The following is a 12,257-nucleotide window of genomic DNA, read 5'->3' as shown; positions in this document are numbered from 1 at the left end:
TCGCCGTCCCCACCGCCTTGCCCAGAGCCTTCCCCATGGTCAGCGCCACCGAGCCCCGCCTCTACTGCGTCCCCGCGTCTCCGACGGCCGACGATGCCAGCGATCGATTCAGCCCGCCCGACGGTGCGCCTCCCGGGCCGTGGACCAAGGCCAACGCCTACCGCTGGTGCGAGCGGATGGCGGCCACCCACTACGAGAACTTCCCCGTGGCCAGCAAATTCCTGCCGGCTCACCTCCGGCCCCACATCGCGGCGATCTACGCGTTCGCCCGCACCGCCGACGACTTCGCCGACGAGCCGCGCTTCGAGGGCCGCCGCCGCGAGGCGCTCGATGCCTGGGAGCACCTGCTCGAGACCTGCTTCCACCGCGACGTGCAGCACCCCGTGTTCCTCGCCCTGCGCGACACCGTGCGCCGCCACGACATCCCCATCGGGCCGCTGCGGGCCTTGCTCACCGCGTTTCGCATGGATCTGACCAAGCACCGCTACGCCACCTTCGGCGAGGTGGTGCACTACTGCTCGCACTCGGCCAACCCGGTGGGGCAGCTGGTGCTCTTCGTCCACGGCCACCGCGACCCCGCGCTGCACCGCTTCAGCGACGAGATCTGCAGCGCGCTCCAGATCGCCAACTTCCTGCAGGACCTGTCGGTCGACATCCCGCGCGGCCGCATCTACCTGCCCGAAGAAGACCTCGTGCACTTCGGCGTGGGTCACGAGGAACTCCTGGCTCAGCGCACCACCCCCGAGCTGCGCGAGCTGATGGAGTTCTCGGTCGCGCGGGTCCGAGCCATGTTCCACCGCGGTCGCCCGCTCATCCGCCGGGTCTCGCCCGGCCTGTCGATGGAGCTCGAGGCCACGTGGCGAGGCGGCATGGCGGTGCTCCAGCGCATCGAGGACCGCGGATTCGCCACCCTCGACCACCGCCCCACGCTCGAGAAGCGCGACGTGGCCGGCATCGCCGTGCGCTCGCTGTTCTCGTTCGGACGCCGCTTCTTGCGGGGGGAGGCCTGACCCATGAGCGCCGCCGCCGAGCTCCGAGACGACGCCCGCCCCGAGCCCCAGCGCCGGCACGGCCGCGGCGTGACCGGCTTGCTGCGCCGCCTCACCGAGCGCAGCAGCTCCAATTTCAAGTTCGCGTTCCTGTTCCTCGGCCCCGAGCGCGCCGAGGGCCTGCACCTGGTCTACGAGTTCTGCCGGGTGGTCGACGACATCGTCGACGAGCGCGAGCCCGGCCCCGAGGGCGCCGCCAAGGCGCGCCTGCACCTGCACGAGTGGAGCCGCGAGATCGCCCGGATCTACGGCGACGCCTACTTCGAAGACGACCCTCCGCACACCGAACTCGGCCGCGGCCTGCGTCGCACCCATGCGCTGTTCGAGTACCCGCGCGAGGCCTTCGACGAGATCATCGCGGGGGTCGCAATGGACCTCGATCGCGACCGCTACGAAGACCTCGAGGATCTGCGCCTCTACTGCTACCGGGTGGCCTCGTGCGTCGGCTTCCTGTGCATCGCGCTGTTCGGCGATCAAACCGAGCCCGCGCGACGCTACGCCGAGCACCTGGGACTCGCGCTCCAGTACACCAACATCCTGCGCGACGTGGCCGAGGACGCCGCGCGCGGTCGGATCTACCTGCCGCGCGAGCTCCTGACCCGACACGGCCTGCGCGACGACGACGTGCTTCGGCAGCGCTACGACGATCGCTTCGTCGCGATGGCCAGCGACTTCGCCGACGCCGCCGAGCGCGAGTATCGACGGGCGTGGGACGCCCTGCGAGCGGCCGACGCCAAGGCGCTCTTGCCCGCCGAGATCATGGGGCGCACCTACCATCGGATCCTCGGCGAGATCCGCACCCGCAACTTCAACGTGTTCACGCGGCGCCCCGTGCTGCGCCGTCGCGACAAGCTCAAGGTCGCCGCCCTCGCCATCGCGCGCTCGGGGCTGACCTGGTAGCCGCGCAATGGGTGGGCCGGCCATGGACGGGAGCGCATCCTCGGAGCGACCGCAGCCCCTCGTGATCGTGGGCGCGGGCCTTGCCGGGCTCTCGGCCGCGGTGCGGCTGTGCGATGCGGGCCAGCCGATCGTCCTGGTCGAGGCCACCGGCGGCGGCGGCGGCCGCTCGCGCTCGTTTCGACACCCCGCCACCGGCCTCGAGCTCGACAACGGACAGCACCTGATGATGGGCTGCTACCGCGAGACCCTGGCGTTCTTGCGCGCCATCGGCAACGACGACGCGGTCTCGTTCCAGCGCAACCTCGAGGTCGACATGGTCAGGCCCGGCGGCGCCCGGGTGCGGCTGCGCTGCCCCGCCCTGCCCGCCCCGCTGCACCTCGCGGCCGGGCTGGCCTCCATGCGGGGCGTGGGGCTGTTGCACAAGGCCGCCGCGCTGCGGGCGGGCGTGATGCTGCGCCACGAGGCCGCGCGCCCCGACGACAACGAGACCTGCGACGCTTGGCTGCGCCGCATGGGCCAGACCCAGGGGATCCGCAGCGCCTTCTGGGATCCGCTGATCTGGGCCGTGCTCAACGACGATCCCCTGATCGCCTCGGCCGCGATGCTGGTGGCCGTGCTCGAGCGGGCGTTCCTCGGCACCCGCGACGACTCGCGCCTGGGCGTGCCCCGGGTCCCGCTGTCGCGGCTCTACGTCGACGACGCGCTCGAGCACCTGCGACAGCGCGGCGCCGAGCTGCGCATGGGGCAGCCCATGCGCGCGATCGAGGCCGATGCCGACGGCGTACGGGCCGTCGTGCTGCGCTCGGGCGAGCGCATCGAGACGCGCACCGTGATCTCCACCGTGCCCCCGCAGCCGCTGCTCGATGCCCTGCCCGCCGCCGCGCGCCGCCACCCCGTGTTCGCCGACGTCGCGCGGCTGACCGTGTCCCCCATCATCAACCTGTGGCTGGTGCTCGACCGGGCCCCGTTCGTCGACGTGCCGTTCTTGGGGCTCATCGGCAGCCCGCTGCACTGGCTGTTCGATCGCAGCCGCATCGAGGGCCACGATCACGGGCAGGTGCTGCTCAACTGCACGATCTCCGGCGCCCGCGGGCTGGTCGACGATCGTCCCTCGACCCTGCTCGAGCTGTGCCGCAGCGAGCTGCGGCGCTACTTCCCCGAGCGCCCGGTCCAGGTTCGCGCCCACAAGATCATCAAGGAGCGCAAGGCCACCATCACCCATGCCGCCGGCACCTACCAGCTGCGGCCCGCCACCCGCAGCCCCCTGCCGGGGCTGCTGCTCGGGGGCGACTGGGTCCGCACGGGGCTGCCCGCCACCATCGAGTCCGCGTGCCAGAGCGGTCACGATGCCGCGGCCGCGGTGCTCGAGGACGCGCGACGGCAGACGGCGTTCGGGCTCTGAGCGGCCGCGGGAGCCCGCGGGTTCGATCCACGGTTCCGTACCGGATTGCGCGAATTCGCGCCGTGGTCCGAACGCTCCACCTCGATCCGAACGGTGTCCCGGGCAATTTGCCCCGCTGGGTCCGCGCTCCTCGAACCAATCGTCCGAGAGGCTCGCGAATGCGCTCGCACGGCCTGGCACGACGATTGTATATCGCGCCGCACTCAGGAGACCCCTCTCGATGAACGAATACCTCGACAAGGCCCTCGATGTCGGCATCGACGTCGGCAAGATGATCGTCGGCGCGCTCCTCCTCTGGATCATCGGTCGCATGGTGATCCGCATGGTCACGCGGATCGTCAACGGCATGCTCAAGGAGCGCCTCGACTCCACCGTCGCGCGCTACCTCGGCTCGGCCCTCGACATCCTGCTCAACATCCTGCTGTTCATCGCCGTGCTGTCGGTGTTCGGGGTGGAGACCACCACGTTCGCCGGCTTGCTCGCCGCGGGCGGCGTGGCGATCGGCATGGCGTGGTCGGGCCTGCTCGGCAACTTCGCGGCCGGCGTGTTCCTGCTGGTGCTGCGCCCGTTCAAGGTCGGCGACTTCGTCACCATCGGCGGCCAGACCGGCACCGTCACCGACATCGGCATGTTCGTCACCTCGATCGACACCCTCGACAACGTTCGCGTGTTCATCGGCAACGGCCAGGTGCTCGGCGGCGTGATCCAGAACTTCTCGGCCAACCCCTACCGCCGCGTCGATCTCTTCGCCCAGCTGAACCACGGAGACGACGCCAACCAGGCCATGGAGATCCTGCGCGAGGCCATCGCCAAGATCCCCAACGTCGAGAGCAAGCCCGCGCCCGACGTCTTCATCCTCGAGTTCAACCTCGCCGGGCCCAAGCTGTGCGTGCGCCCGTACACCAACAACGACCACTACTGGCAGGTGTACTTCGACACCAATGCCGCCATCCGCACCGAGCTCGGCAAGGCCGGCTTCAAGATCCCCGAGGAGCACCTGGTGATCTCGCAGCGTCCTGCGGCCTGATCGCGGCAGCGCGCCGTCCTGCGCCGTGGCCTCCTCCCGCCGTCGCTCGGGGAGCCACGGCGCAGCGCGTTTCGAAGCCCTACCGCCCTCGCATGCGCCGGCTCAGCCGGACTTGCCCGGGGTGTCGGATCGCGGGTGGCGCCCGGCCACGCCAGGATCGTCGCCCAGCGGACCGCTCGTCACCTCGACCTCGATCGCGGGCTCGTCCGTGGTTCGCAGCCTGGTCCCGGGCTCGGCCACCGCTCGACGAACCACCGCCAGCCCATCGACCCCACCCTCTGCGGGGGCCCACGTCGTCAGGCGCCCGGCGTCCTGGCGCTCCTCGGCCGCCAGCGCCACGCCCTGCGGGGTCGCCTCCGCCGGCACCGCGGACGCTCGCACGCGCACCATCACCCGGTTGACCTGCCCTCGCGCGTGGATCCGCGCCAGCGGCTCCTGCCCCAGGAAGCAGCCCTTGTCGTAGCTGACCGCGTACACGAAGCCCACCTCCGGCGCAAAGAAGCCCTCGCGCAGCTCGTGGCCCCACGCCGGCGATGCCGTGGCGATGCGACGGGCCGCCCACCCCTCGGCGTCGACCGCCTCGTAGCCGGCGAGCACCCCCTGCACCGCCTGCGGCACGCCCACCAACAGCCGCCCGGGGGCCGGGTGACGGGTCGCGAACGCCTGCACCCCGGGCGTCTGACGCAGCGCGGGCGGCTCGTTCGTCTCGGGGTCCCAGGCCACCGCCAGCCCGACGGGCCCGAGTGCCTCCACCTCGACCTCGTCCATGATGATGTGCCGATCGAAGTGCTCCGTGACCGCGCCCGCGCGATCGGTCGGCACCAGCACGTGCACCTCGTCGTCTCCTTCCGGCAATAGCACGAGATCGGTGACGAGCTTGCCCTTGACCGTGCACAGCCCGGCCGCCAGCGCCTCGCCGGGTCGCAGGGCCTCGAGGTCGGCAGTCACCGTCCCCTGCAGGAACCGGCGGGTGTCGGCCCCGTGGAGGCGCAGACGCGCGCGGGCCTGGCCGGGGATCTCGTGGAGCAGCGCGTAGCGGACCGTCACGGTGCGTACGATGGCAACCCGGATCGAGCCACGCAAGCCAAGCCTCCGCCTGCGGGGGAACGCGGCGCAAGGCGCCTACCGCTTGCCCGGGGCGGCAGGGACCGTGAGACCCTCGTCGCTTGATCGGCGTGGGCGCCCGGGTTAGGGAGAACGCGGTGATGCCTTCGCGCCCGTGGAGCCGTGCCCGCTTCGGACGCCTCGCCGCGGCCGTGGTCGCCCTGTCGCTGTCCTCCATCGACTCGGCGAGGGCAGCGCCCGGACCTGCGGCGCCCGAGCCCTCACCGGCGTCGCCGGACTCGACCGCCTCGCCCTCCCCCGCTGCCTCGCCTTCCCCTGCCGTCGCACCGACACCAACGACCGAGGCCAAGCCCCGCTCCGCCTTCTCGCTCCCCACCGCCGATCGCCTCGACCCCTACGGCCCGCGACCGCAGGGCATCCCCGTGCTCACCCGCGAGCAGATCGTCCGCTACTCCCTGCACAACCCCCTCGTGCGCTCGGCCGGCGAGAAGATCGAGGCCATGAAGGCGCAAGCCCGCAAGGCCCAGTTCGCCTGGCTGCCCATCATCGAGACGGTCGCCACGCTCTCACCGGGGGCCAACATCGCCTGCGACGATCTCGTGGTCGATGCCACCTACGTCCAGGACGGCGCCGCGGTGCCGAGCGACCAGTTCCAGTTCCAGTGGTGTCGCCCGGCCGGCAACGACGACCTCGACCTCACCACCGTCCAGGGCTACTTCAGCCAGCTCGCCCGCGCGGGCGTGCGGTTCGCGTTCGATGCCGACGCCGTGATTCCGCTCTATACATTCGGCAAGATCAAGAACACCAAGCGGCTGGCCAACGCCGCGGTCGCGCTGGCCAAGCTCGAGCAGCTCCAGTACCAGCAGGAGACCCTCAAGCTGGTGCTGCAGGCGCACACCGGGTTGATGCTGGCCCGCGAGACCCAGGCGATCCTGCGCGACGCCAAGGCGGTCGTCGACAAGGCCCGAGCGCGCGTCGAGGCCGATCTGGGCGGATCCGGAGACGACGACTGGGACGCCGATGCCGAGGCGTCCCATCCCGATCGCGATCCCAACGACCTCATCAAGGTCGAGCTGGCCGAGATCGACGTCGAGCAGAAGATGCGCGCCGCTCTCAAGGGCGAGGCCCTCGCGCTGGCCGCCTTGTGGGATCTGGCCGGCTCGGCCGCACCGCCTGGCTTCGACGTGCGCGAGGATCGGCTCGAGCCGTTCGTGATCGACGGAGGCCTGCGCTCGGTGGGCGACTACCGCGAGCTGGCGATCAGCGAGCGCCCCGAGGCCCACATGGCCCGCGCCGCCGTCGAAGCGCGCAAGGCCCAGGAGAAGCTCGCGCGCTCCAACTTCCTGCCCGACCTCGGCCTGGTCGTGGGCGTGGGCTTTGCGGTCTCCAACGCCGTCGACACCGAGATGAACCGGCTCTACTACCAAGACCGGTTCAACTACTCGCGGGTCACGGCCGCGCTGGCCATGCGCTGGCGCTGGGACTTCCACAACGACGCCTTCGATCTCCAGAAGGCCCGCGCCGAGCTGCGAGCACAGGAGTACCAGCGCGATGCCGCGACCCTGCTGCTGGGACAAGACGTGACGCGCGCCTACGAGGACGTGGTGGAGGCCCGCGAGCGCATCACCCTGTCGCGGCGCGCCACCGAGCTGAGCTGGCAGCTGGTCGTCTCGCTCGAGCAGCGCGACATGGTCGGCGGCGGCGATGCCGAGAAGCTCCTGCGTGCGCTGTCGGACTGGTACAAGAAGCGCTTCGACGAGGCCGAGGCGATCCATGCGCACAACGAGGCGGTCGCCCGCCTGGCCCGAGCCACCGGTGCCCCGCTGATTGCGCCGGACCCGTCCAGGCCCCACGGAGCGGCTGCCAGCGCGCCCGCACGCCGCCCCAAGGCCGAGGGAGCCCAGTGATCCCGAGCACTTGAGTATGCTCCGGGGGCCTGAATACCTCCCGGGAGGGCCCCGTCTGAGGCCCCCAACCGCCACCCCCACGGCATCCGCGCGGTTGCCGTACGAACCCCTCGAGCCAACGATGTCCCTCATGCGCCAGACCATCGCCGCCCTGTCGCTCAGCCTCGCGCTGCTCCTGCCCACCGCTGCCCTGGCCGAAGGGGGCCCCGGCGCCATCGATGCCTTCAAGGCCTCGCACACCGAGGTGACCACGCTCGTCGATGCCGACGCCGACCGCAAGGACATCCAGGCCAAGGTCGACGAGCTGCTCGACTACCGCTGGATCGCCCAGGCCGCGCTCGGAGGCCCCTCCAAGTACGCCGAGCTCTGTGGCGAGCGCTGCGACGAATTCCAGACCCTGTTGACCGCCCTCATCCGCGAGAACTATCTCAAGCGCATCAAGGCCAAGGATCGCGGCTCCGTCGAGTACGTCGGCGAGGAGGTCCGCGAGAAGGCCACCAAGGTCGACACCAAGGTCACCTTCCAGGACAAGGAAGGCGCCACCAAGGTCGTCGAGATCGACTACGTGATGCACAAGGTCGAGGGCAAGTGGCACGTGCGCGACGTCATCACCGACGGCGTCAGCCTCGCCAAGAATTACAAGTACGAGATCAACCGGCTCTACGCCCAGGGCGGCATGGACACCGTGATCTCCACCCTCCAGAAGAAGATCGACCAGCTCGAAGCCGAGTAGGCGTCGTCCCGTCCGTCTCCCGTCGTTCCTTCCTCGGCCCCGTGCCGTGGCTGCTACCATCCTCGCCGTGAGGGGCGACAGCAGCGCACGGACCGGGGCCGAGGTCATCGAGACCATCGCCGTCCCGAGCGCGCGCCCGGTCGCTGCTCTCTCGATGCTGGTGTGGTTGCTGGCGCCATCCGTGATGGCGTGCAGTGCCGAGCCCATCGCCATCGACGGGCAGTATGGCCGCAACCTCGCGCTCGCCCACGGCGACGGCTCGGTGCTGCCACGGCTGGCCTTCATCGACGAGGGGTGTCCGGGCGAGACGGCGGCCGGTGGCTGCGATCCATCCGGCTCGCGCCAGTGTCGGATGCTGCTCATCGACTCGCTCGCCCCCCTGAGCGTGCTGCGCGATCCCGAGGCCAGCGCAGGCTCGCGCCTGTCGATCGAGTGCCTCGAGGTTCGCCCGGCCGGCACGATCTTCGCCGAGCTCGAGGCCGACGCGACCGACGAGGAGCGCATGCGCCACGAACGGGATCTGCAGGACGCCGTGGCCCGCTTCCGCTTCGACGAGCTGCCCCTGGTGCGTGCCGCCGACGCGGACGACTGGTCGTGGACCGCTGGCAACCAGAGCAATGCAATCGAGCCCGACGGGGTCCTGGGCGGCAATCTCCTGCGAAACTTCGCGGTCGCCATCCGCACCGCGGGTCCCGACGACGCCACCGTCACCCTCTACGGCGAGTTCCCCGGCAGCGAGACGATCCTCGCCGACCAGGGGCGGGCGTTCCTCCCGGTGCAGTTTCCCGGTCGCCTGCTGGGGCGTGAACTCTCCGATCGCTGCGAGGTGGAGGATGGCCCGTGCGACCTGCCCGGCTTCGACATCTCGACCAGCGCCCCCGAGCTCCCGCTGCAGCCCAGCCGCATGGTGATGGATGCATGCGTCGCGATCCCGCCCTGCGCCCCCCGCTACCTCACCTCGCCCGATGATCCCTTCGGCCCGGGCATGTGCGACCTGACCCGCGGCCCCAGCCTGACCGCCATGTGCGACGAGCCCACCGACCCCATCCTGGGCGGCTTCTCGGCCAGCCTCGTGGTCGCCACGGGAGTTCCGGGGCTGGTGCTGTTCTCCGACAGCGCCGCGCGCATGTTCGGTGATCTCGAAGCGATGCCCCCGTGCCCCACCCCCATCAGCCCCACCACCGAGATCGACGGCACGCTGCCGGCCTGCCTCATCGGGAACGACGGCGTGCTGCACTTTGCGGGCTGGCCGTCCGCGGGCGAGGACGCGCCGCTGCTACGCCTGCGGGTGCGCAGCCTGGCGTTGGTCCCCGGGGCCGACCGAAGCCGGGCCAAGGGGCCCTGCGAGCGCGCCGACGAGCGTCGCGATGCGGCCCACCTGCAGTGTCTTCGCTACCAGAAACGAGCCGAGCTCACCGGGGACATCCGCGATGCGGCGCCGCCCTACTCCGCCGAGGTCGACGAGGCCGAGGACCTCGACGGCGTTGCGGGCGATCAAGCGGGGGCGTCCCTCGCCGTGCTCGGCGAGCCCTTCCTCGAGGATGGATCCGGCGGGCCACGCCCCTCGCACTGGATTCCCACGACCGTGCTCCCGGCCGACCATCCCCTGGCGCTGGCCGTGCGGCGCGACGTGGCTCCGGAGGCGCTAGAGCCCGATGGACTGCTGGGCACAGCGCTGTTTCCCGGCACGGAGGCCGTGCTCGACTACACCGACCTCAATCCCTCGCTGCGGCTTTCGTGCCTCGCGCCCCACGACGGGCGCTGCCAGGTGCTGCCCGAGTGCCACGACGACCGGCAGACGGCATGCTGCCACGGCCTGCCGCGCACGCTGCTCGACGAGCTGATCCGCCTCCTCGACGACGACACCTGCTGCGGCGCGGTCTCCGCCAGGGACCTTGCCGAGCTGCAGCAGGCCGGCCATTGTGTCCGGGTCCCACCGCCTTGAGGGGCGCGGTCCGGGCTAACGATCCGCCTCCTCGACCCGTTCCCCGTATCGAGCCGCGCTCGACCAACCCGCGAGGGCTTCGCCCATGGATCTCCTGCCCCACGTCCTCGACTCCGCCCTGCTGGCCTCCGCCCCCGACTTCGCCCAGAGCTTCGGCAGCGGAGGCGCCGGTGCCTACGCCACCGCCTTCGTCTACGGCGTGCTGGTGGACCTGACCCCGTGCGTGTTCCCGCTCATCCCCATCACGGTGGCGGTGTTCGGAGCCAAGGGGGTGTCACGAGCGCGCGCGCTGCTGCTGGCCACCGCCTACGTGCTGGGCATGGCCACGCTCTACACCAGCCTCGGGGTCGTCGTCGCGCTCACGGGCAATGCGTTCGGGGCGTGGCTGGCCAATCCCTGGGTGGTCGTACCCATTGCGCTCTTGCTGGTGGCGCTCGCGGCCAGCATGTTCGGCGCGTTCGATCTGCAGCTGCCCACCAGCATGCAGAACCGGCTCAACGCGGTCGGCGGGGCGGGGCCGATGGGTGCCTTCCTCATGGGCCTGGTGTCGGGCTTCATCTCCGCCCCGTGCACCGGGCCCGTGTTGCTGTCGCTGCTGGCCATGATCGCCAAGGCGGCCGCGGAGGGCGGCGGGATCTTCTACGGCGGCTCGCTGCTGTTCACCTACGCGCTGGGCATGGGCACGTTGTTCTTCGCCGTCGCGCTCGGAGCGAGCCTGTTTCGCCCCGGGGCCTGGATGGAGTACGTCAAGAGCTTCTTCGGCGTGCTGCTCATCGTGATGGCGCTGTGGTTCCTGCGACCGCTGTCGTCGTCGCTCGAGAACTTCATCCTCGATCCGAGCTGGGGATTTTGGGTGGCCGTGACGGCGGTGCTGATCGGCGTGGGCCTGGGGGCGATCCACCTCTCGTTCCACGGGCCCACGGGCGAGCGCTTTCGCAAGGCCCTCGCGGTGGGGCTGACCGTGTTCGGCACGCTGGTGGCGGTCAACAACCTGGTCTACGTGCCGCCGGCCAACTGGCACCAGGTGACCACGGTGGCCCAGCTCGAGGCCGAGATCACGGCGGCCGAGGCCGAGGGCAAGCCGCTCCTCATCGACTTCGCCGCCACGTGGTGCAACCCCTGCAAGGAGATGGAGCTGTCCACCTTCCACCACGAGACGGTCGAGCCGTTGCTCTCCACGCGCTTCCACCTGGTCAAGATCGATGTCACCGAGGGTACCGACGAGCACGGCACCATGCAGGACGCCTTTGCCAGCGCGACCCTGCCCAGCGTGCTCGTCTACCCCTCGAGCGCGAGCCTCTCGCAGCACCTGTCCGCCCTGCGCGAGGGCAAGCTCATGCCGCAGGCGGCCGCACACTTCCACGAGGTGGTGGAGGCCGAGGAGTTCCTCGAGGCCATCGAGCCGATCGAGTAGCTCGCCTACAGCAGCTTCTCGAGCCTGGCCCGATCGAACCCCACGATGAGCTGCCCCCCCACGTCGATCACGGGCACGCTCCCCGTGCGAACCCCCTGGGCACTGGCCTTGGCCTGGAGCTCGGCCGCGGCTCGTGGATCCTTCTCGATGTCCTTGGCCTCGTAGTCGACGCCCTTGCGCTTCAAGTAGGCCTCGACCTTCTTGCACACGCCGCACCACGCGGTCTTGTAGACCACCACGCCATCGACCGCGGCGACCTGCTCGGGCGGCTGCAGGCCCTGCGGGAGCTCCACGGCGCTGCTGCGTCCCTCGCCCAGGGCCAGCTCCTCGAACATGTCGCGCGCCACGGTGCGCAGGCGAAAGCGTCCGTCGGGCTCGGGAGCGCGCAGGTTGGTGACCCATACGCTCCCGGGCGGGGGCGGATCGCCGTCCAGCACGGTGACTCGGACCAGGCCGCGCGCCTCCTCGGGTACGGCATCGACCGCGCTGGCGTCGGCGAAGGAGCCGCGGTCACCGGCGTAGGTGAGTACGGCGGGGCCACCGCCCGGGTCGAAGAACGACTCGGCCTGGGTCGGCGGGGCCGCCTGCGGGCCCTCGGGGGCATCGGCGACCGGCGGTGGTGCGGGCGGCCGCTCGTCCTCGCAAGCGGAGGCCAGGGTCAGCCCGAGGAGCCCGAGGACGGCCCCCATCCACCCGATCGATGCGCGTGCACGCATGGACATTGGGCCTGGGAGCATAGCGCGGCGGCTGTCGCGCGACGAGCCCCTGCGGTCCCGGGGTCGGTACGGGGGGCGGTCGTGCCTCGTTTCGGCGCG

10 protein-coding genes are annotated in these 12,257 nt (G+C 70.9%); 8 read left to right on the top strand and 2 right to left on the bottom strand.

Annotated features, from left to right (window positions below; genetic code table 11):
* Positions 1-35: 35 nt before the first annotated feature.
* The 4 genes from hpnC (at position 36) to OEB96_RS27740 (ending at position 4,378) form a co-directional block, all read left to right on the top strand.
* Positions 36-1,010, top strand: coding sequence for a squalene synthase HpnC (gene hpnC / locus OEB96_RS27755; protein ID WP_266219779.1), 975 nt, complete (start codon positions 36-38; stop codon positions 1,008-1,010).
* Positions 1,011-1,013: 3 nt separating this feature from the next.
* Entirely contained in the window at positions 1,014-1,949 is a 936-nt protein-coding gene (locus OEB96_RS27750) for a phytoene/squalene synthase family protein (protein ID WP_266219778.1), read from the top strand.
* A gap of 22 nt (positions 1,950-1,971) precedes the next feature.
* Positions 1,972-3,351 carry a hydroxysqualene dehydroxylase HpnE gene (gene hpnE / locus OEB96_RS27745; RefSeq protein WP_266219777.1) on the top strand — a complete coding sequence of 460 codons (1,380 nt, stop codon included), beginning with the start codon at positions 1,972-1,974 and terminating at the stop codon, positions 3,349-3,351.
* 220 nt (positions 3,352-3,571) lie between these two features.
* Complete coding sequence (locus tag OEB96_RS27740) at positions 3,572-4,378, top strand: mechanosensitive ion channel family protein (protein WP_266219776.1); 807 nt, start codon at positions 3,572-3,574, stop codon at positions 4,376-4,378.
* A 102-nt stretch (positions 4,379-4,480) separates the two neighbouring features.
* Here the strand turns inward: OEB96_RS27740 and ygfZ are convergent, their stop codons facing one another.
* Entirely contained in the window at positions 4,481-5,425 is a 945-nt protein-coding gene (ygfZ, locus tag OEB96_RS27735) for a CAF17-like 4Fe-4S cluster assembly/insertion protein YgfZ (protein ID WP_266219775.1), read from the bottom strand.
* A gap of 158 nt (positions 5,426-5,583) precedes the next feature.
* Between ygfZ and OEB96_RS27730 the strand changes: the two genes are divergently transcribed.
* The 4 genes from OEB96_RS27730 (at position 5,584) to OEB96_RS27715 (ending at position 11,442) form a co-directional block, all read left to right on the top strand.
* Positions 5,584-7,350 (top strand): TolC family protein, encoded by a 1,767-nt coding sequence (locus OEB96_RS27730; RefSeq protein ID WP_266220080.1) that lies wholly within the window; start codon positions 5,584-5,586, stop codon positions 7,348-7,350.
* Positions 7,351-7,480: 130 nt separating this feature from the next.
* Positions 7,481-8,083, top strand: a complete 603-nt coding sequence (locus tag OEB96_RS27725) for an MlaC/ttg2D family ABC transporter substrate-binding protein (protein WP_266219774.1) — start codon at positions 7,481-7,483, stop codon at positions 8,081-8,083.
* Positions 8,084-8,150: 67 nt separating this feature from the next.
* Complete coding sequence (locus OEB96_RS27720; RefSeq protein ID WP_266219773.1) at positions 8,151-10,028, top strand: hypothetical protein; 1,878 nt, start codon at positions 8,151-8,153, stop codon at positions 10,026-10,028.
* Positions 10,029-10,113: 85 nt separating this feature from the next.
* Positions 10,114-11,442 carry a protein-disulfide reductase DsbD family protein gene (locus OEB96_RS27715; RefSeq protein ID WP_266219772.1) on the top strand — a complete coding sequence of 443 codons (1,329 nt, stop codon included), beginning with the start codon at positions 10,114-10,116 and terminating at the stop codon, positions 11,440-11,442.
* A gap of 5 nt (positions 11,443-11,447) precedes the next feature.
* On the opposite strand, the gene OEB96_RS27710 is transcribed toward OEB96_RS27715, so the two are convergent.
* Positions 11,448-12,164 (bottom strand): glutaredoxin family protein, encoded by a 717-nt coding sequence (locus tag OEB96_RS27710; protein WP_266219771.1) that lies wholly within the window; start codon positions 12,162-12,164, stop codon positions 11,448-11,450.
* Positions 12,165-12,257: the final 93 nt, after the last annotated feature.

The organism is Paraliomyxa miuraensis (assembly GCF_026337845.1).
Taxonomy (GTDB): domain Bacteria; phylum Myxococcota_A; class Polyangia; order Nannocystales; family Nannocystaceae; genus Paraliomyxa; species Paraliomyxa miuraensis.
This window is presented reverse-complemented; position numbering and strand designations above follow the sequence as displayed.